Below are 20,154 nucleotides of genomic sequence, written 5' to 3' on the forward strand. Positions count from 1 at the left end.
GCAGCGGGGTGGCCAGGCGCTTTTCAGCCCCTGCCGGCGCCCTGGTGCGCATCGACGGCGGCGAAACCCTCTCGCGCTATTCGGTGTAGATCCCACTCATGCCAGCCACCCCACGTTCCTGGCTTTAAGCAGCGCTTGATCGCGATCGTTTACGTCCAGCTTGCGAAAGATATTGTTGATGTGGGTCTTGACCGTGCTCAGGCTGACGAACAGCGACTCGGCGATCTGCGCATTGGCCTGCCCCCGGGCCATGCGCTGCAGCACTTCGCGTTCGCGCCGGGTGATCGGCTCGACCAGGCGGATGGCCGGCACCAATGCTTTGAGCGTCGGCCACAGGGCATAGAGGCGCTGGCTATCCGGCAACTCTCGCTGCAGGCCATATTGCCGCCGCGCCGGCGCTGACAACAGGGTTTGCAGCAGATCCCCGAGGGCGGCACCTTCGCCATGGAGCAACTGCCCCAGCGAGTGTTCACAGGCCAGCGCCAGCCCCTCGTCCAGGTAGTGCAGCGCCATCTGGAGTTCACCGCGGTCCAGGGCCAGGGTGCTTTGCAAGATCGACAGATCAAGCTGCAAGCGCCGGTGCCGTTGCTCCAGCGCCAGCTCCCCCAGCGTGCGTACACACACGAGCACCGGCTCGAGGTGCCCCAAGTGACGCTGAACCCAGGCGTAGGCCATGACTTCGTCGGGCTGGACATCATCCCCATAGTGCGCCTGGCACCACTGCCATTGTTCCAGCCATGCCAGCACGAACGCTCGATCACCCTGGCGCACCGCATGCCTAACGCGCCAGGCACCCGCCAGCCGATAGATCCGCCACTGGCCAAAGCCCCGCGCCAGGCGTCGTGACTCGTCCCATTGCGCCACCGCCCGGGGCGAATCGCCCAAGGCCTCGAACAGGCAGCCCTGGTGCAGAAAGATCAGCGCCAGGCCGGCGCTGTGGGGAAAATCCAGGGCAATTTTCTCGGCCCTGGCGAAGCTGGCGCGGGCGCTGTCCAACTGGTTTCGCTGCATCAGCACCAAGGCCCGGCCCAGGTGCAGGAAGGCGTCATAGAAACTGGTGGTCCTGCGCGACTGGGGCGGTTGCAGGTCGGCCTCGAAGAAACGCTCCCAGGCCTGATCCGTGTTGCCTTCGGCCAGCTCGATCTGCGCCGCCTGCAAATGCAGGCGGTAGGCGTAGCCGCGAAAGCCCAGTTGCGTCAGCTGCAACAAGGCCTCGTCATTCTGCCGCCGGGCATCGCGGAGCCGGCCGAGAGCCGCCAGGCAGCTGGCGCTGTCGGCCAGCAGGATCGCGGCCGCCCCCGTGCGCGCCGGGTGGCGCTCGCGCAAGGTGCGGACGATATCGATGCCATGGCGCAGGTTGCCGCCCTGCCAGGCCAGGTGACTGCGCAGGTAGCCGATGGTCTGCATCACCCGGTCGGTGTGCTCGCGGGCATCGCAGGTGGCCAGCCGCCTGAGCCGACGCATGCAGTCGCGGATGCGCTCGACGTCGTTGGTGACAATCAGCGCCGAGGCCTCGGTCAGCGCCAGGTTCAAGTGTTCCGAACCGTTGTCACGCAGGGCATGACCGAGGAAGTCGACGATGGCATTGATCTCGCCCTCGCGCAGCAGGTCGAAGGCATGCTGCTCGACCGTTGCCAGGAGCGCCGAGGCGTTCTTGGCCCGGCCGTACTGATACACCGCCTGGGCATAGAATTGCTCGGCCAGCAGCCAGTCCGCCGCCTGTTGGTGCAGCTGCAACAGGGCCGTGGGATCACGGCGGCGCAGGCGCTGCTGAGCGCTCAGGCGCAACGCTGGGTGGTACTGCCAGGGCAACGGCTGGTCGGCCCGGTGCTCGATGAACAGGTCCATAGCCTGAAGCTGGCCGAGGTACCGCTGCGCCTCGGCGGTCTGGCCCAGCGCCGCCGCCAGGGGCAGATCGAACGCATTGACCACGCAGGTCCGTTCGATGAAGCGCACCAACGCTGCGGGCAGCTGGCGCAGCAGCTCTTCTTCGATGAACTGGGCAATACGCTGGTAGGACAGCTGCACAGCAGCCTCCACCCGCTCGTGGGCCACCTGGCCCTGGGAGTCGCGATAGGCAGAGCACCAGAACAGCACGCCGCTGATCCAGCCCTCGCTGCCAGCCTGCAGGCGGTAGGTAAATGCCGAGTCCAGGGACGGGTCGTGAGCCAGGAGCAGTTGCTGGGTCTGTTCGCCGTCCAGGGCCAGTTGCGCCGACGTCAGCTCCAGCAGGCGATTGTCACGGCGCAGATGACTGACTTTCAGGCGCGGCCGACCTTCACAGGCGGCAACGATACGCAGGTGCGGCAGCGGCTGGTGCAGCAAACTCTCCAGGTAGCCCAGGACCCTTGGCGAGTGCAGCCACTGCAGATCATCCAGGCACAGGGTGAAGGTCTGGGTCAGCCCGTCCAGGTGACTGCGGATCGCTGCCCAGGCCTGATCGGCCGGGACCTGCGCGGCCAGGGGGATCTTGAGCAACAACTGATGCCAGTGCGCGAGGAAGACCCCGGGGTCGTTGTCGCGGGCATCGACGCGGTAAAACCCCCTGGGGGTCTTCAGCGAGTCCAGCAGTTGCGCCATCAACACTGACTTGCCGTAGCCCAGAGGGGCACGCAGCACAGTCAGGAGCGGCGCGCCTTCGGCGCCGAGCTGGGCCAACAGCCGTGGCCGGGCAATACCCCCGCGCGGCAACAGCGCACTGCGAAACTTGCTGGTGTCTAGCGCTCTACTCACAACCACAACCCTGGACCATGATTCACGGCGTTCAAATCTGAGCGCGAATGGGCCGTTTGTCCAGTCTGCCGAGACCGGGTGGAGAGGCGTCTGCTTGCGGCCGGCACCCAGACCCATTTCTCCACCCGCCAGCGTCCTGAACTCCACCCTGAGGTTGACGCCAAGGCGTCCACCTTGGCTTTAAATACAGCCAACAACAACCGTGACCCGGCCGCTTTCAGTACCGGCGTCCACCAGAGGGCAACCCCGTGAGTATTTTCAAGGCATTCACCTTCGACACTGTGGCTTCGATCAACTGCGAGTGGGGCGCTGCGCGGCGCCTGGGCGAAATTCTCGGCGCCTGGACCGAGCGGCGCCGGCTGCTGATCGTCACCGACAAATTCCTCCATCAGGCCGGCCTGCTCGATGCGGCCAAAGCCTCGCTGTTGCAGGCAGGCTTCACCCTCAGTGTCTTCGATGACGTGGTCGCCGACCCCCCCGAGGCGGTGCTCCATCAGTGCGTTGCCCAGGCCCGCGAGGTCCAGGCCGACCTCGTCCTGGGACTCGGGGGCGGCTCGTCGATGGACATCGCCAAGCTCGCCGCCGTATTGATCCCCTCCAGCCAGCCCCTGTCCGAGCTCTACGGCATCGGCAAAGTCAAGGGTAGCCGCCTGCCACTGGTGCAGATCCCGACCACGGCAGGTACCGGTTCGGAGGTGACCAATATCACCATCCTCACCACCGGCGAAACCACCAAGATGGGCGTGGTCGCCTCGCAACTCTATGCCGACAAGGTCATCCTCGACGCCGAGCTGACCACCGGCCTCCCGGCGCTGATCACCGCCGCCACCGGTATCGACGCCATGGTTCACGCCATCGAGGCCTACACCAGCCTTCATCGCAAGAATCCGCTGTCCGACGCTCTGGCCCGGGAGGCCCTGCGCTTGCTCTCCGGCCACTTGATCAGCGCCTGTGAAAACGGCCAAAACCGTATCGCCCGCGAAGCCATGCTGTTGGGTGCCACCCTCGCCGGCCAGGCCTTCGCCAATGCTCCGGTGGCGGCAGTGCATGCGCTGGCCTACCCGCTGGGCGGCCACTATCACATTCCCCACGGCCTCTCCAACGCCTTGATGCTGGGCCCGGTGCTGCGCTTTAACCTGACTGCCGCCGCACCGCTGTACGCCGAGCTTGGCGACGTGCTGCTGGGGCCCAGCGACACGACCGTGACTACCCGTGCGAGCCGCTTCGTGGCGTTCATGGATGACCTGATGGACCGCTCCGGCGCGCCGCGCCGCCTGCGCGATGTCAAGGTCCGCGAAGACAGCCTGCCCCTGCTGGCCAGCGACGCCATGAAACAGGGGCGTCTGCTGCAGAACAACCCGGTCGAGCTGCGCGAGGCCGATGCCTTGGCGCTGTATCGCCAGGCGTACTGAGCCCTTTCATCGTCTGCTATCAAAAACAATAAGGAACCGACCATGACATCCTCTCCACAGACCTACGACATCGTCATCCTCGGCGCCGGCTTCGGCGGCCTGGGCATGGCCGCGCAACTGAAAATGCAAGGCATCGACAACTTCGTCATCCTTGAGCGCGGCCAAGGCATTGGCGGCGTCTGGCGTGACAACGCCTACCCGGGCGCGGCCTGCGACACCGAGTCCCACCTGTACTGCTACAGCTTCTACCCGCACCTGCGGGTCAGCCGCCTGTATGCCGACCGCCAGGAACTGCTGGCTTACATGGTCCATCTGGCAGAGCATTACGCGCTGATGCCGCACGTCCAACTGAACAGCGAAGTCAGCCAGGCGCGCTGGGAGGAATCCACGCAACAGTGGGCCATCGAGCTGGCCGACGGGCGCCGCGTGCAGGGGCGTTTCTTCGTCCCGGCCTGGGGCCAGCTGAACACGCCGGCGATTCCTGCCTTCAAGGGCCTGGAGCAGTTTGCCGGCCAGCACTTTCACTCGGCCCGATGGCCTGCCGACGCACAGCTGGCGGGCAAGCGTGTGGCCAGCATCGGCGCGGCCGCCAGTGCCGTGCAGTACGTGCCCGAGGTGGCCAGGCAAGCGGCACACTTGACCGTGTTCCAGCGCAGCGCCAACTGGATCATGCCGCGCAACCAGGTGGTGTTCAGCACCGAGCAGTTGGACGCCTACAGCGCGCAGCCCGAGCTGTTCGAGCAGAGCCGTCGCGACCTGCACGCCTTTCGTGAAAACGGCTTTGCCCGCACCCGCCACGGCACCGAGGCCCAGCAGGAAGGTATCAAGATGGCCAGCGGACACCTGGCAGCGCAGGTGGCCGACCCGGTGCTGCGGGCCAAGCTCACCCCCGACTACGAGTTCGCCTGCAAGCGCATCCTGCGCTCGGACGAGTACTATCCAGCCCTGACCCGCGCCAACGTCAGCCTGGAGACGGCGGCCGTCGATCACTTCGTGGCCACCGGGGTTGTAGACCGCGACGGCACCCTGCACGAGTTTGATGTGGTGATCTTCGGCACCGGCTTCGAAAGCCAGGCGTTCCAGGGCGACCTGCAAGTCATCGGCCTGAGCGGCCAGACCCTGCACCAACGCTGGCAAGAAGGCGCCGAAGCTTACCTGGGCATGACAGTGCCGGGCTTCCCCAACCTGTTCATGATCTACGGCCCCAACACCAACCTGAACCATAACTCGATCATCAGCATGCTGGAGATCCAGCAGCGCTACATCATTCAGGCGGTGCAAGGGCTCAGGGATCACCCCCACGCCGCCATCGACATCAAGCCCGAACCCTTCAACGCCTACAACGACGCCCTGCAGACCAACATGCAGTCCTCGGCTTTTTCCTCGGACTGTTCAAGCTGGTACAAGAACGCTGCCGGCAAGGTCATCAACAACTGGTCAGGCACCGTGGATGAATACCGCCACCTGGCGGCGGACTGGAAGGTCACCGATTACCACTTGCTACTGGCCCGGGGAGCGGCACGCTCATGAACGAGGCCATCGCGCTCGATGACATCGCCACGGATGCCGTCGCCCTGGTGCAAGCGTTTCGGGCCAATGGCGAGGTGTCCTTTCAGGATGTGCCGCTGACCGAGGCCCGTGCCAACTACGTCAAGGCCTGCGCCGTCAACGGCCTGCCGCCTGAGGAAGTGGCCGGCGTCGACACCCGCGACTATCCGGTGGCCGGTGGTCATGCCCGACTGCGCCGCTATCGCCCCCTGGGCGTCCCGGCTCAGGCGGTCACCCCGGTGCTGCTGTTCATCCATGGCGGTGGCTGGGTGGTCGGCGATCTGGACAGCCACGACGGCATCTGCCGGACGCTGGCCAACCAGACGGCCGCCACGGTGATTGCCGTGGACTATCGCCGGGCACCGGAGCACCCGTTTCCGGTGCCGCTGGACGACTGCCAGGCCGCCTTGCAGTTCATCGGCACAGAGGCAACGGCGCTGCTGGTCGATCCTGATCGCCTGCTGGTGGTGGGGGATAGCGCCGGGGCCAACATGGCCACGCTGCTGGCCAACCTCGATGGCTCGACCGTCAAGGGCCAGGTGCTGTTCTATCCGGTGACCGATCTGGGCGCCCGCCACCCGTCCTACCAGCGGATCACCCGTGGATTCCCGCTGACCGCGCGGACCATGCACTGGTTTCGCGACCAGTACACGCCGGGGCGCCAGGACTGGGACGACCCGCGCCTCTCGCCGCTGTTACATGCCAAGGGGCGTCGTCAGCCACCCCTGTTCATCCTCACCGCAGGCCTGGACCCGCTGGCCGATGAAGGCATCGCCTACGCCAGTGCGGCGGCGCAAGCCGGCACAGCGGTGCTGCATCGCCACCTGCCCCGGCATGCCCATGGCGTGCTGACCAGTGCAGGCAAGGTCGATACCGGCCGCCAGGTGCTGGCCGAGGCAGCGCGGTTCATTGTCGAGGTGCTGATCAGCGCCGGTTTAAAGCCCTCCTCCGACACTGTCCCTTTCGCACCTGTTTGTGCCCACCCCAGCTTTCTAAACTCGGGTGCGCAACCACCCGCAAGGGATGGGAAATACCCCTGATTGCGACATGACCTGCCGAGGGAAACGATCAATGCGATTCAACAACAAAATAGCCATTGTCACCGGTTCAAGTTCCGGCAACGGCCGCGCCATCGCGCTGGCCCTCGCCGCTGGAGGCGCCCGCCTCGTCTGCTCGGACCTCACCTCCCGCGCGCGCCCGGAAGGCTTCGAGACCGACCTGCACATCGATACCGATCAACTGATCCGCGACAACGGTGGCGAAGCGATTTTCGTGCGCGCCGACGTGTCCCGCCATGGCGACATGCAAGCCTTGGTCGAGGCCGCCGTCGAGCGCTTCGGGCGCCTGGACATCATGATCAACAATGCCGGCGTGGCGGTCGAGTTGAAAACCATCGTCGAGGAGACCGAAGCCGACTACGACCTGACCATGAACGTCAATACCAAGGGCACCTGGCTGGGCTGCAAGTTCGCCATTACCCAGATGATGAAACAACCGGTCAGCGACAGCGGCACACGCGGCAAGATCGTCAACATCTCTTCCATCGGCGGCTTGGTGGGGCTGGCTCAGGAAGCGTCCTACTGCGCCTCCAAAGGCGCGGTCAATAACCTCACCCGGCAGTTGGCGGTTGATTTTGCGGCGCATAAGATCAACGTCAACGCGGTCTGCCCCGGCTTCCTCGCCACGGCCATGGTGCGCCAGGAACTGGACAACCCCGAGATCAAGACCCTATTGGAAGACCTGACGCCCTGGCCGCGCATTGGCAACGTCGATGACGTGGCCAAGGCAGTCGCATTTCTGGCCTCTGAAGAGGCGCAGTGGATGACCGGGTCGTTGTTGACGGTGGATGGCGCATATACCGCGCAGTGATTCAGGCGCTTTCATGTGGCGCGGTGGCACTGATGCACCGCGCCGCTTGCATCGCGGGCAACCGCTACGGCGGCCGACCCTGCTCCCATGGATCGAACCTCAAGGCCGAGGCCAATCCTGTCTGCCCCAAAATCATCTGCCTAATAGGGCTCAGGCCGGCTGGGCGGCTTCTTTCACCGCTGCGCGGGCCGCGCGCTCGGTGGCGGCGATGAAGCCGTCGACATCGGCCTGCGTCATTACGGTAGACAGGAACGCTTTGCCAGTCTTGGCGATGTGATAACCCTCCAGCACCAGATTGCGCTGCAGGCGGGTGACCCACTTGGCCTCTTCCTTGCTGGCATAGCCACTGCGGTAATCACGGATCTCGCGCTGGTGGCCGAAGACCATGAACATCGACGAGAAGCCGGTGACCTGGCCCGGGAAACCGGCCTTGGCGAAGGCCTCGGTGACGCCAGCGCGCAAACGGTCGCCCAGCACGTCAAGGCGATCGGACGCTTCCTGGGTGTAAAGGTCCAGGGCGATCTTGCCGGCCGTCATGGTGATCGGGTTAGCGGTGAAGGTGCCGCTCCACGGCAGCAGCGGCTTGCCCTCGCGGTGGTCGAACACCTGCATGAACTTGCGCAGCCCGGCCACGGCGCCCACCGGGAAACCACCGCCGATGATCTTCGCCAGCACGGTCAGGTCAGGCTGGATGTTGAACCGCGTCTGCGCGCCGCCGCGGTGAACGCGAAAGGTGATGACTTCGTCGAGAATGAACACGGCACCGATTTCGGTACAGACACGGCGGATCATCTGGATGAATGGCGGCGTGACCGGGACGAAACCAAAGTAGCTGGGGGCCGGGTCAATGAGGATGGCGGCGATGGCGTCACGGTTGGCGAGGATGATGCGTTCGGCTGCGTCCACGTCGTTGAACGGGATCACCACCACGTCATTCTTGACGCCTTCCGGTACGCCCTTGGAGTAGCCGATGGATTTCGGGTCATCGCCCCAGTTGTCGGGCGACGAATCAAGGCTGACTTCGGCGTAGTCGTAGGAGCCGTGGTACACGCCTTCGCATTTGACGATCTTCGAGCGGCCGGTAATGGCCCGGGCAGCCTTGATCGCGCACATCACCGCTTCGGACCCCGAGTTGGAGAAACGAATCCATTCAAATCCCTCGGCCCGCGCGCAGACCGTTTCGGCCAGTGCCACTTCCGGTTCGGTGGGCAAGGTGAACGCGGTGCCCTTGGTCACCTGCTCCTGGATCGCCGCGACGATGGCCGGGTGCGCATGGCCGTGGATCAGCGAGGCGAAGTTGTTCAGCAGGTCCAGGCGCCGGGTGCCGTCGACGTCGGTGACGTAGGCGCCGGAACCGCTGCCGGCATACACCGGAAACGGCTCCTGCCACGGCAGGATACGGGTGATACCGCCGGGCATGACTTGAGTCGCGCGGTCATACAAAGCTTTGGATTGACTATGGGCGTCAGGCCATTTGGCGTCAGACATCAAAGGTTCCTCGAGGGTGGGCAGGCCGGGGTGGCGTTGAAAAAATCAGAGATGGCGTTTGAACCATTCGACGGCCGCACTGCTGGAGGCCTGGAACTGGCTCAGGTACGGGTCGAAGTGGCCACAGTCGAGCAGCACCAGGTGCTTGGGTTGCAGTGCCTGCTCGTAGGCTTTGAGGGCGGCGTCGGGCACGGTGACCGTGTCCTTGAGCGCCACGATCATCTGCAACGGCGTGGGGCTGATGCGGTCGATGGCATAGCCAGGCTCGTATTCGTTAAGCAATTCGATGCTCTTGAGCGTGACCTCGTTACGCCAGGCCGGTGCCACGCGGGCATGGCTCTGGGTGAAAAAGTCAAAGCAGTCCTGGCCTGGCAGAGCGCAATCCGCCTTGGGGTCTTCGGCCACCACCTCCATCAGCAGCGCCGGCTCGCCGGCATAGCGGGCGGTCCGGTCGGCCTCGAAGGCTTCGATCAGGCCCGGCATCAGGTCGGGACGCACGGCCATGCGCACGTCCGCCGAACCACTGATGGCCGGCACTTGGGACGACACGCACTTGACCCGGCGATCGAAGGCGGCCACTTGCAGCACATGACCGCCGCTGTAGCTCGAACCCCAGACTCCAATGCGGGCCCCATCAATGCCGTCCAGGCCGCAGACATAGGTGATCGCATCGCGGTAGTCGCGCACCTGCAGCGCCGGGTCCGCTTCCTGGCGCGGCTGGCCTTCGCTGGCGCCGAAGTTGCGGTTGTCATACACCAGCACGGCGAAACCGTTCTCGGCGAACACCTCGGCGTAGCGGTCCAGGTACTGCTCCTTGACCGCCGTGAAACCGTGGGCCATGACGATGGCCGGGAGCGCTGCCGTGGCGTCGGCCGGACGGTAGAGCCAACCGGCGAGGGTCAGGCCATCGGTGGTCTTGAAGCGGATATCGCTGCGCATGGGCATCTCCAGGCATGGGCTAGCCGGTCATCACGCCGGCCCTCTGGCGACCGATAGTGCGACCCGCCGCCCGCCCTGCACAGGTGCGCGCAGGCCAAAGTCCTGTGAACGGCAGCCAGCGCCACGACTGGCCACAAAGCGCAGATATTTGGCCTGCATCCACCTGTTTGCCGCTCTGTGTCGGCCCTAACATCGGTCCATGCCTCGCCTCGACCGCAGGCCGCACAACCTCGACCGCCTGGAGAACCTCATGCCCGCCACTCAACTGCAAACCCACAACGAACCCATGCTCAAGCTGCGTGAAGTGCCTGCCGGCACTGCGCCGCACATCGTCAAGCAGATCATCGACGAGGACGGCGGGGTCATCATCAAAGGGCTGTTCGCCGCCCAGGTCGAGCGCTTCAACGCCGAGATGGACCCGATCGTCGCCGACTGGGCCTCGGGCAACAGCACGTGCCCGGAGTGGATGCAGGAGTTCACCGGCAAGAAAACCAAGCGCGTGACCCAGTTGATCCGCCGCAGCACTACCTTTCGCGAAGAGATGCTCGACCACGACATCCTGCTGTCGTACATCGACACCATGATGCTGGAAACCAGCGACGCATACTGGATGAACGCGGCGCAGATCATCGAGATCCAGCCCGGCGAAAAGCTGCAATACCTGCACCGCGACCTGGAAAACTACCCGGTGTTTCGCAGCCTCGGCCCGAAAGGCCCGGAAGTGATGTGCAACTGCCTGGTGGCACTGTCCGACTACACCGAAGAGATGGGCGCCACGCGCATCATTCCCGGCAGCCAGAGCTGGGCTGACTTCGACGACCGTGCACGCATCGAGAACACCCCGACCATCCCGGTGGTCATGGAAAAAGGCGATGCTTTCCTGTACTCCGGCAAAGTGGTCCACGGTGGCGGCGCCAACGTCTCCAACCGCCCGCGTCGCGCCCTGGCCCTGGCCTTCTGCCCAGGCTGGCTGGTGCCGGAAGAAGCCTACCCGTTCACCGTTACCCTGGACATGGCCCGTACCCTGAGCAAGCGCGCCCAGCAAATGATCGGCTTCCGCTCGCAGCATAACGAAAAGCTCGGCGGTGGCAGCCTGTGGAGCCTGGACTATGTTGAACTGGGCCGCGTTTTGGGCCTGGATAACTGAACCACGCCTCTCTGACGCAGGAGCACGCGCAGCCCGCGATGGATTCACCCACGTTTTGCGGGTGAGGCCATCGCGGGCTGCGCGCGCTCCTGCGGGCGCTGCCTGTACGACGCCAACAGCGTGTTGATCCGAGTGTCAATGGCAAGATCACCCACGATCACCTGCGCTCGATCGCCATCACCTGCCGCCCACGACTCAAGTACTGGGCCGCCGTGCCGACAGGGTATGAGCAAGGATTCAGCGATCTGGACATGGGCAAGGTCGACTGACAAGCCGCATGGAGCGGCCAACAAGGCCGTAGAACAATAAAACCATTCCACCGGCGAACACCTTCGCCATTGACGCGGACGAGGTGTTTGACCTCGTCAGGAGTTTCACATGATCAATCGCAGACGTTTCCTGGCCAGTTCCAGCGTTTTGCTGGCCGGTGCCTCGATTGGCGCGGGGAGCAATTGGGCGCAAGCCGCTGACCGGCGCATGCTCTTCGGCTATCCCCCGGGAGCCATGGGCACGGATCTGGGCAAGGGCGCCCTGCAGGTCCTTGCCGGCGTGGGCGGGCCCGGCTACCGGTTCGACAATATCGAAGGCCGCAATACCCGCCTGGCCTGCGAAACGTTCAAGGCCTCCCCAGCCGACGGCCTGACCTTGCTGCAGGCACAGTCCACCACCCTCTGCCTGCTGCCCAACGTTTTCAAAACCAAGACCTACGACGCCAGCGCCGACTTCATGCCCCTGGCCTGCATCGGCGAAATGTCCCTGTCCCTGACCGTGGGCCCGGCGGTACCGAACTCGGTGACCACGCTGGATCACTACGTCAGCTGGCTGGCCGACAACCCCGACTACCGCAACGTGGGGTTCTCGATCTACGGCTCCGACGGGCACCTGGCGACCCTGATACTGGCGCGCGCCACCGGCACGACCATCAAGCCACAGCCCTACAAGGGCTCGCTGATGATGATCAACGACCTGCTCGACAAAAATCTCTCGGCGGGCATCACGGCATCGGGCAACGGCGGGCTCGATCTGTGGACCAGCGGCAAGCTGCGCTCCCTCGGCGTGACCACCGCCCAGCGCCTGTCGTATTGGCCGAACGTCCCGACCCTGGCCGAACAAGGCGTCAAGGCCATGGACCTGACCACCTGGTTCGGCTGGTTTGCACAGGGCCAGACTCCGTCCTCCATCACCGCGCCGCTGCTGGAGAAAATCGCCGCTATGCAGGCCTCGCCGGCCTATGCCGAGCTGCACAAGCGCCTGCTGCTGAACCAGCCCATGCTTTCACCTCAACAGGTGACCGAGCGCATTCGCAAAGACAGCGCCCGCTATGCGGACCTGGTGGCGACCTACGGGCCAGCGAAAATCGATTAGGGGTGCGCTGACCTGTTGTGGGCGTTTGTTTGGCCACGTTTGACTGGTGAGCTCATGCGATTGCGGGGGGACCGCCGTTCTGCGCGGGACTGAGGTCTGCAATCACTACGAGGTCCCGTTGATCCATACTGCTGCCGAGGGCCCTATAGCTCGGTGGCTTCCACTGATCGATCCAGTACGCGCTGAAGATCATCCTCGGTAAAGGGCTTCTGAATCACGAACAGGCCGTCGAGTCCCAACACTTCAGTGTCGGCATAGCCGGTCATGAAGATGACGGGTATGGATAACCCTCGAGCGTTCAGACGTTCGGCAAGGGCTTTGCCGTTCATTTCCGGCATGGCAAAGTCCGTCAGAACCACATTGACCTCAGCCGTAACCACTTCCAGGGCGCGTGCACCGCTGTTTGCCTGTATAACTCGGTGGCCAAGCGACTCCAGCATGTTGGCTGCTACTTCTCGAACGGCGTCCTCGTCGTCGACCAACAGTACCAGGTCAGTCCGCCTGACCTGCCCATCGAGCGTCTCGGCGTTCAGGATCAGAGTGTCCAGCGGTCGCTCTTCTGTTTGCGGAAGGTAAACGGACACCGTTGTCCCTTTGCGAGGTGCGGTCTTTATGTGTACCCCGCCGCCCGACTGCTTCGCAAATCCGAACGCCTGAGCCAGCCCCAGCCCTGAGCCTTTACCCACATCCTTGGTGGTGAAAAAAGGCTCGAAGGCTCGCTTCAGAATTTCCGGTTCCATGCCGGTACCAGAGTCGGCGATCTGGATGACGACATAGTCACCAGGCTCGGGGTCAGCCTGTGTCGGTGATCGCATTTCAACGGTGCTGTTAAGCGTACGCACATGCAACCGCCCGCCTTCCGGCATCGCATCCCGGGCGTTGATGGCCAGGTTCAAAATGACCATTTCCGTTTGCGTTGGGTCTGCTGATGCCATCCAGAGGTGATCGGCCAGCGACAGCTCAAGATCGATGTTCGCGCCGATTGCTTTGCGCAGCAGGCCGTCCATGCCAGCAATCATTGCATTCAAATCGATGGGTTGAGGGTCGAGTCGCTGCCGGCGCGAAAATGACAGCAGCTGTCCGGTCAATTTTGCACCCCTTTCCCCTGACGCCTTGATATGGCCAAGACGCATGAGAATCCTGTCCATCTTCCCACGCTCGAACTCTTTGATCGCAAAAGTGGAGCTGGTCAGGATAACGGTGAGCAGGTTGTTGAAATCATGGGCCACCCCGGCAGTCAGTTGTCCCACCACCTCCAGCCTTTGCATCTGCTGCAAAGTAGCCTCGGCACCTTCTCGCCTTTTCACTTGCTCCAGCAGCTTCTGGTTCGTTGTAGCCAATTCCTCCAGAACCGCGCGTTCCTCGGTGATGTCCCGAACCGCGGCGTACATCAGCTCGCCGTCCGGTACGATCGTCCAGGACAGCCATCGGTAACTGCCGTCCGCGTGACGCATCCGGTTCACAAACCGCTTTGAAACATTGCCCTTGGCCAGGCTCTGCGCTTCCTTGATCGTGGCTTCCATGTCATCAGGATGCATCAACTCCCAGAGCCTTAACCCTGTCAGATGCTCGCGCGTCCAGCCCAAGGCGTCCTCCCAGGCCGGGTTGAAACTCACTGCGGATAGATTGAAATGCAGAACCCCCAGCATTTCATGGGACATTTCCCAGGTGCGATCACGCTCACGCGTTCGCTGTTCGACTTCCTCGCCCAAGGTCTCAGTCAATTGCACGAGCGCCTGAGTGGCTCGTTTGCGCTCAGTGATGTCCTGAACGACACCGGTGAAGCGCACACACACGCCGCCCTCAAAAAAGGATCGGCCATCGGAGGCCATCCAACGGACTCTGCCATCTGGCAAGATGATTCGGTAGTCAGCATGGAACATGCTCTCCTGGCGCATTGATCGGGTGACCTCGTCGCGCAGGCCAGCGATGTCCTCAGGGTGAGATTGAGCCAAGGCGCTCTCAAGGGTAATGGGTACATCGGCGGCCAGGCCGTAAAGGGCTTTGCAGCGCTCGTCCCAGATCATCACATTGGTAACAGGGTCAAGCTCCCAAACCCCCATCTCGGCAGCCTTGATGGCAATGCGAGCCCGCGCCTCGACCTCGACAAGCGCTTGCTCAACCTCTTTGCGTTTTTTTCGCTCTTGAACTTCTTCCACCGCCCGGGAGACGGCTCGGGGGATGTAATCGAGGTTCTGTTTCAGGACGTAGTCCACAGCACCCAGCCGAATCGTGGCCACGGCCTGTTGCTCACCCAGAACCCCAGATAAAAAAATGAAGGGGGTTTTGGGGGCGGCTATTCTCGCTGACTCGAGAACTTCGGTACCGGGCGCGCCGGGCAGTGCATAGTCGCAGACGACGACGTCGAAGGTGTCCCGCTCAAGGGCAAGCTGTGCACCTTCATGGTCATAAACCACGGTCGGTATGATCTCAAGGCCCGCTTTTTCCAGCATCACGAGCGTCAGCTCGATGTCTTCATTGCTGTCCTCGACCAATAAAAGCTTTATTGGGCCGAGGGTTTTTGAAACCTGGGGATCATTGCGCATGTCTGAAAATCAGGCCTTAGGTCGTCGAACCATTCGAGTAGAGCCAGGTGGAGGCTCGTTGAGTACGGCCCAGAAAACCCCAAGGTCGGAGATAGCCGATACAAATTCCTTGAAATTGACCGGTTTGACCACGTAAGCGTTCACGCCTAATTGATATGCTCGATCCAGATCAGGTTCTTCCCTCGAAGACGTCAGCATGACCACCGGAATACTGCGCAATGGTTCTGCCTGGCGGACTTGCTCCAGAACCTCGAGTCCATCGACTTTTGGCAACTTCAGGTCCAGCAACAGCAAGGCGGGATTCCCTTCGTCTCGATCAGCATACCGGTGACGACGAAACAGGAAATCCAGCGCCTCTGCACCGTCGCGCACGACGATGACTTCGTTGGCCAGGTTGCTGCGCTCCAATGCCATCAACGACAGCTCGAGGTCGTTGGGATTGTCTTCGACTAAAAGGATCGGCTTCAACATGTGTGGTCCTAGGTCGCGCTCTGACGACCGGTGTCTGATTGCTTGGGTAATGTGAACGTCACGGTGGCGCCTTTATCGAGCTCGCCATGCGCCCGAATGGTGCCCCCGTGGCGTTCGATGATCCGCTTCACGTTGGCCAGGCCGATACCGGTTCCTTCAAATTCGTCTTGGCGGTGCAGCCGCTGAAATACGCCGAACAGCTTGTCGGCATATTTCATGTCGAAGCCGACGCCGTTGTCAGAAACGCTGACAACAAATTCTTTATCGTGCTCCTCGGCCGAAATCTTGATGACGGCTATCTCCCGATCACGGGAGTATTTGATGGCATTGGAAATGAGATTGCGCAGCGCCAGGTGGAGAAAGGCTGGATCGCCCTGCACTTTGGGCGTTGCATCGATGTGCCAGTCGATCTCTCGGCCCTCGTAGTCAGGGCGCATCTCATGGCGTATCGAGTCGATCACGGCTGCGAGGTTGACCTCGGATGGCCTCATGGTCGAACGACCCATTTGCGAAAAGCTGAGCAGATTGTCGACCAGGGTTCCGGCGAACTTTGCGGATTGGGCGATCGTTCCTAAAAAACGATGGCCACGCTCGGTCATATTTCCGCTTTCAAGATCTTCCAGCAGGTCTACGTACCCGGCAATATGCCGCAGCGGTGCTCTGAGGTCATGCGAGACGCTGTAGGAGAACGACTCCAGCTCCTTGTTGGATCGCTTCAACTCCTCGGCCAGCTGCGCCAGCTCTTCAGCTTTGCGCAAAACAATGCCCAGCACTGCCAGGCGCAGTTCACTGACGCCTTCTATTTCGCTTGCTGTCCAGGGTGTAGAAAAGCCTTCCACGATTTCCTGCCAATGCTCGAAGCTCTGGCGAGGATTCAGTGATCCGGTCGTGTTGATGGATTTCTCTGGACGACCGGCCCAATGAACCACATGCGTCTGCTCCGGCCTGAACCAGAGGAGGTAATTGGAGTGGATTTCCGAGATAGCCACCGCCAGGACACCGCTCACCGAATTGCCTAGCGCTGGCAATTGCGCAATGTCACGACCCACATTGTCGGTGTGGAAGACCTCCATGCCACCTTTGTCACTGAGCCAGTCGGCCAAGGCAATCACCTCGGCTTGCGAGGGAGCATTCCCGTACACGGTGCACCCCGCGCCGCTCACCACGGCAGCGCCGCTTGCCCCCACAAAATCCACGAAGACATCCGATAATGCGCGCAGCCCTTCCAGAACGCTGTCGTGATCGGCCATCGCAGAAAGCATTTGGACGATCCGCTGACGCAGCTCGAGCATTCGAGCGCTCTGGATGTGTGCTTCTTTCGTTTCCACCTGCAGTGACAACACGCGGCCCAACAGTTCACAGGCCGTCCGGGTCTGAAAGCTCACAGGAAAGGCACGGTCATGGTGGCAAGAGATCAGCCCCCAGAGCTTGCCCTCGACGACAATCGAGATCGACATGGACGCTCGGGTAGCCATATTGCGCATGTACTGCAAATGGACGGGTGAAACACTGCGCAACGTTGCATAACTCATGTCCAGCGACGCCCCTGTCAGGGGGTTGAGTGCCGGGATCAGTGCTGAGGGTATGTAGTCGACGTCCTCGATGATCCGAATTCGGTTGGCGCAGTACAACTCGCGTGCCTGCTGCGGAATGTCAGAGGCAGGGAAGCACAGTCCCAGGTAGCTTGGGTAGCCGGCATCGGCAAGCTCTGCATTGACGAGCCCGTTGCCTTCTTCATCGAAGCGATAGGATTTGACGCGACCGAACCCAGTCAGCCGCTTGATCACCCGTACGGCACGTGCGCAGATATCATCGACGCTTTCGATATCCTTGGATTGGCTGATAAACGCTCGAACCAGTGGGTACAGCCGACTGTGTGCTGTGGGGGTATCACCGGGCCGTTCGAACTCAGCAATCAGGACGCCCCCATGACGATGGAGCATCATCGCGATCGGCACTGCCTGGTGGGCGCCCAGCGCAAAGTGGATATCGGCCACGTGGTAAGGCTGCGCCTCATCTTCATCCAGCTCACCCAGATGGCTCACCAAGGACGAGCCGCCTACAACAAGCCCGTCCAGGTGCAGACCCAGTAGCTCACTCGCGCTCACCCCAAGCCATTGAGCCAGGTTCTCGCTCACCTGGATGACAGTCATTGCCGGCTCTTGAACCACGACAAGAAAGCCCTGCGGCTGAATACTGCCAGGCGTACGAATGGCCTCCCGGGCACAATTGGCCAAAGCTGTCTGGAATGCGTCGTCTGCGGGTGAAGTCATCAAATCCAGCCTATGGGTGAGCGCCGTTGCCGGTTCACTGGCAAGCTGCCAGTAAACTCCGCGATACATTACCAAAATACCGAGATTGGAGCCGTGAAAAATCCCTGAACGGCGCGTTTACGGGCCTCCGAGTCTGATTGGGTAGCGCAGCCGCAAAACTGGCGGGGCGTCATGTGAACTTCGAGTCAGAGCGCGAAGTCGGAAATACTGACGATACAGTGATCCCCGTTATTTCCAGGCCCTCTAAATTTCCAGGCCCTCTAAAATTTTTCTGAAGTGAAGCGGTCGATAATCATTGATGACCCGTACGTGTATGCCGCGACGGTCGCTTACTTTTCGAGGGTGGTTTGCAGCTGATGCGGGCTCGAACCTCCCGCCCAGATTTTCCTTTTTTGTCAGGCAGGTCCGATGTTGAAACAGCTCAAGCGCTTTGAAACCGGCATCGCCGGCCTGGATGTCCTTTTGAAGGGCGGACTCATTGCAGGCGCTTCTTACATTGTTCAAGGTCGACCGGGGTCCGGCAAGACGATCCTGGCCAACCATTTAGCGTTCAATCACATCAAGGCGGGCGGCCGCGCGTTGGTGGCCAGTCTATTGGCAGAGTCGCACGAGCGGCTGTTTCAGTACCTGTCGACGATGAGCTTCTTTGACAAGCAGAAGGTCGGTAACGAGATCCAGTTTGTCAGTGCCTTTGACACGTTGGAAAGCGAAGGGCTGGACGAAGTTGTCAAACTGTTGCGGCGCGAGATTGTGCGGCAGAAAGCCACGGTCCTGATCGTCGATGGCTTACTGAACGCCCGCTCACAGGCAGGTTCAGCAATCGATACGAAAAAATTCATCGCCGAGCTCCAGGGCCATGCTGCTTTCTCGGGCTGTACCGTGCTGTTTCTCACCAGCTCCCGGCTTGATGATGGTAGTCCTGAACACACGATGGTCGATGGGGTCATCGAATTGGGTGAGGCGTTGTTCGGCACTCGCTCGGTACGCCGCATTCAACTGCGCAAGACGCGCGGAAGTGGCGCATTGTCTGGCCTGCATGAATGTCTGATAGGTGATCACGGGGTGGAAGTGTACCCACGGCTGGAATCTATTTTCAGCGCTCCTTCGCGGATCGAATTGACTGACATGGCTCCACTCACCACCGGCATCAAATCCTTGGACACCCTGATGGGTGGCGGGCTTCCCAGGGCTTCTGTGACATTGGCCCTGGGTCCCTCAGGGGTAGGCAAGACCTCGCTGGGCATCAATTTTCTTGGCGCCTGTACGCCCGCCGAACCGGGCCTGCACTTCGGTTTCTATGAAACACCTGACCGGTTGAAGCACAAGGCCAAGGCATTGGGTTACGATTTCCAGGCTAAAGAAGATCAAGGCGCCTTGCATATCGCCTGGCAGCCCACCACTGAGGGGCTGCTTGACGGCCTGGGCGCCCGGCTGCTCGGTCTGGTAGACCAGCACCAAATCAAGCGTGTCGTCATCGACAGCTTCGGTGGTATGGCCATTACCGGCAACAACCCACCTCGGTTGACCTCGTTCTTCAGTGCGCTGATGGGGGAAATGCGAGCACGGGGCGTACTCGTCTTTGCGAGCTGGGAAATTCGCGGCCTTTTTGGGCCAGAAATCGATGCGCCGACGCCTGATCTTTCCAACATCGTGGACAACATTCTACTGCTGCGATTTGTCGAGCATGAAGCTGAACTCAAAAGGCTGCTGACCGTTCTGAAAATGAGAGACAGTGTCTACGATACCTCGCTGATGGAGGTCGTCATCAATGCGCAGGGCGTAGACCTGAAGAAAGCATTCAAACAGGTTGAATCGGTTTTGTCGGGTAGTGCCGCCTCGACCTTGCGACCGTGATGCACCGGAGTCACTTTAAGATGGGCACAGTTCTAATCGTTGACGATGAGTACGTGGTGGCGGATATCTTGGGGTTTGCGCTTGAAGATGAGGGCTACACGGTTTTGAAGGCGAGCAATGCGCGTAAGGGGTTGGATATCCTGGAGCGAGACCGACCCTCGCTGGTGATCACTGATTTCATGATGCCAGGCATGAACGGGGCCGAGTTCGCTCGCGCGATCCGAGCTAAATCGGCATTTGCACATATCCCGATCATCTTGATGACCGGTGCTCAAGGTCGCGAAGGCCGTTCGGCTCCGGAATTGTTTACGCGCGTCTATGACAAGCCTTTTGACATGGATATCATGATTGCCGCTGTTGCTGATCTGATTCCCCATGGGGATGAGACCCCATAACAACAGGTGTATCCACTCTGCCTTGTGCGGGTCTCTGGTAAAAATGCGCTCTCCAACGCAGGGCGAAGCTTTGATTGGCGTTGGATACACTGGCCTTGCCCCACGCCTGCGATC

The 20,154-nt window shown here is 61.7% G+C and carries 14 protein-coding genes; 8 read left to right on the plus strand and 6 right to left on the minus strand.

Translation table 11 applies throughout. The annotated features are described in order from the left end of the window. Nucleotides 1-96: 96 nt before the first annotated feature. Nucleotides 97-2,733 (minus strand): LuxR C-terminal-related transcriptional regulator, encoded by a 2,637-nt coding sequence (locus HB675_RS26120; protein WP_213878937.1) that lies wholly within the window; start codon nucleotides 2,731-2,733, stop codon nucleotides 97-99. A 248-nt stretch (nucleotides 2,734-2,981) separates the two neighbouring features. Between HB675_RS26120 and HB675_RS14080 the strand changes: the two genes are divergently transcribed. From HB675_RS14080 to HB675_RS14095, 4 genes are read left to right on the plus strand one after another with little or no spacing between them, the layout of a single operon-like run. Then, on the plus strand, nucleotides 2,982-4,145 hold the full coding sequence (locus tag HB675_RS14080) for an iron-containing alcohol dehydrogenase (protein ID WP_345945770.1): 1,164 nt from the start codon (nucleotides 2,982-2,984) through the stop codon (nucleotides 4,143-4,145). A gap of 42 nt (nucleotides 4,146-4,187) precedes the next feature. Next, nucleotides 4,188-5,675, plus strand: coding sequence for an NAD(P)/FAD-dependent oxidoreductase (locus tag HB675_RS14085; RefSeq protein ID WP_213878938.1), 1,488 nt, complete (start codon nucleotides 4,188-4,190; stop codon nucleotides 5,673-5,675). Beyond that, nucleotides 5,672-6,733, plus strand: a complete 1,062-nt coding sequence (locus HB675_RS14090; protein WP_213878939.1) for an alpha/beta hydrolase — start codon at nucleotides 5,672-5,674, stop codon at nucleotides 6,731-6,733. The genes HB675_RS14085 and HB675_RS14090 overlap by 4 nt, the downstream gene beginning before the upstream one ends. A 31-nt stretch (nucleotides 6,734-6,764) precedes the next feature. After that, nucleotides 6,765-7,562 (plus strand): glucose 1-dehydrogenase, encoded by a 798-nt coding sequence (locus HB675_RS14095; RefSeq protein ID WP_213878940.1) that lies wholly within the window; start codon nucleotides 6,765-6,767, stop codon nucleotides 7,560-7,562. A gap of 150 nt (nucleotides 7,563-7,712) precedes the next feature. Here HB675_RS14095 and HB675_RS14100 read toward each other — a convergent pair whose 3' ends face one another. Beyond that, nucleotides 7,713-9,050: an aspartate aminotransferase family protein gene (locus HB675_RS14100; protein WP_213878941.1), complete on the minus strand. Its 1,338-nt coding sequence runs from the start codon at nucleotides 9,048-9,050 to the stop codon at nucleotides 7,713-7,715. A gap of 45 nt (nucleotides 9,051-9,095) precedes the next feature. Then, nucleotides 9,096-9,989 (minus strand): alpha/beta hydrolase, encoded by an 894-nt coding sequence (locus HB675_RS14105; protein ID WP_213878942.1) that lies wholly within the window; start codon nucleotides 9,987-9,989, stop codon nucleotides 9,096-9,098. 250 nt (nucleotides 9,990-10,239) lie between these two features. Between HB675_RS14105 and HB675_RS14110 the strand changes: the two genes are divergently transcribed. Both HB675_RS14110 and HB675_RS14115 read left to right on the plus strand, forming a co-directional pair. After that, entirely contained in the window at nucleotides 10,240-11,136 is an 897-nt protein-coding gene (locus tag HB675_RS14110) for a phytanoyl-CoA dioxygenase family protein (protein ID WP_213878943.1), read from the plus strand. Between the two features lie 378 nt (nucleotides 11,137-11,514). Next, a complete protein-coding gene (locus HB675_RS14115) occupies nucleotides 11,515-12,501 on the plus strand; it encodes a tripartite tricarboxylate transporter substrate-binding protein (RefSeq protein ID WP_213878944.1) in 987 nt (328 codons plus the stop codon). A gap of 143 nt (nucleotides 12,502-12,644) precedes the next feature. Here the strand turns inward: HB675_RS14115 and HB675_RS14120 are convergent, their stop codons facing one another. The 3 genes from HB675_RS14120 to HB675_RS14130 are packed head-to-tail and all read right to left on the minus strand — an operon-like array spanning nucleotide 12,645 to nucleotide 17,791. Beyond that, nucleotides 12,645-15,047 carry a hybrid sensor histidine kinase/response regulator gene (locus HB675_RS14120; RefSeq protein ID WP_213878945.1) on the minus strand — a complete coding sequence of 801 codons (2,403 nt, stop codon included), beginning with the start codon at nucleotides 15,045-15,047 and terminating at the stop codon, nucleotides 12,645-12,647. 9 nt (nucleotides 15,048-15,056) lie between these two features. Continuing rightward, complete coding sequence (locus tag HB675_RS14125; protein ID WP_213878946.1) at nucleotides 15,057-15,518, minus strand: response regulator; 462 nt, start codon at nucleotides 15,516-15,518, stop codon at nucleotides 15,057-15,059. An 8-nt stretch (nucleotides 15,519-15,526) separates the two neighbouring features. Next, on the minus strand, nucleotides 15,527-17,791 hold the full coding sequence (locus HB675_RS14130) for an ATP-binding protein (RefSeq protein WP_213879041.1): 2,265 nt from the start codon (nucleotides 17,789-17,791) through the stop codon (nucleotides 15,527-15,529). 408 nt (nucleotides 17,792-18,199) lie between these two features. On the opposite strand from HB675_RS14130, the gene HB675_RS14135 reads away from it, so the two are divergent. After that, complete coding sequence (locus tag HB675_RS14135) at nucleotides 18,200-19,645, plus strand: ATPase domain-containing protein (protein WP_213878947.1); 1,446 nt, start codon at nucleotides 18,200-18,202, stop codon at nucleotides 19,643-19,645. A 20-nt stretch (nucleotides 19,646-19,665) separates the two neighbouring features. Then, nucleotides 19,666-20,040 carry a response regulator gene (locus HB675_RS14140; protein WP_213878948.1) on the plus strand — a complete coding sequence of 125 codons (375 nt, stop codon included), beginning with the start codon at nucleotides 19,666-19,668 and terminating at the stop codon, nucleotides 20,038-20,040. Nucleotides 20,041-20,154: the final 114 nt, after the last annotated feature.

The sequence above is a fragment of the Pseudomonas sp. dw_358 genome (assembly GCF_018449655.1).
Taxonomy (GTDB): Bacteria; Pseudomonadota; Gammaproteobacteria; order Pseudomonadales; family Pseudomonadaceae; genus Aquipseudomonas.

Excerpts from the sequence above, each read along its gene's own strand:
- HB675_RS14105 (WP_213878942.1), bottom strand. The coding sequence starts at position 9,989 with ATGCGCAGCGATATCCGCTTCAAGACCACCGATGGCCTGACCCTCGCC.
- HB675_RS14085 (WP_213878938.1), top strand. The coding sequence starts at position 4,188 with ATGACATCCTCTCCACAGACCTACGACATCGTCATCCTCGGCGCCGGC.
- HB675_RS14125 (WP_213878946.1), bottom strand. The coding sequence starts at position 15,518 with ATGTTGAAGCCGATCCTTTTAGTCGAAGACAATCCCAACGACCTCGAG.
- HB675_RS14135 (WP_213878947.1), top strand. The coding sequence starts at position 18,200 with ATGTTGAAACAGCTCAAGCGCTTTGAAACCGGCATCGCCGGCCTGGAT.
- HB675_RS14100 (WP_213878941.1), bottom strand. The coding sequence starts at position 9,050 with ATGTCTGACGCCAAATGGCCTGACGCCCATAGTCAATCCAAAGCTTTG.
- HB675_RS14090 (WP_213878939.1), top strand. The coding sequence starts at position 5,672 with ATGAACGAGGCCATCGCGCTCGATGACATCGCCACGGATGCCGTCGCC.
- HB675_RS14095 (WP_213878940.1), top strand. The coding sequence starts at position 6,765 with ATGCGATTCAACAACAAAATAGCCATTGTCACCGGTTCAAGTTCCGGC.
- HB675_RS14130 (WP_213879041.1), bottom strand. The coding sequence starts at position 17,791 with ATGACTTCACCCGCAGACGACGCATTCCAGACAGCTTTGGCCAATTGT.
- HB675_RS14115 (WP_213878944.1), top strand. The coding sequence starts at position 11,515 with ATGATCAATCGCAGACGTTTCCTGGCCAGTTCCAGCGTTTTGCTGGCC.
- HB675_RS14140 (WP_213878948.1), top strand. The coding sequence starts at position 19,666 with ATGGGCACAGTTCTAATCGTTGACGATGAGTACGTGGTGGCGGATATC.
- HB675_RS14120 (WP_213878945.1), bottom strand. The coding sequence starts at position 15,047 with ATGCGCAATGATCCCCAGGTTTCAAAAACCCTCGGCCCAATAAAGCTT.
- HB675_RS14110 (WP_213878943.1), top strand. The coding sequence starts at position 10,240 with ATGCCCGCCACTCAACTGCAAACCCACAACGAACCCATGCTCAAGCTG.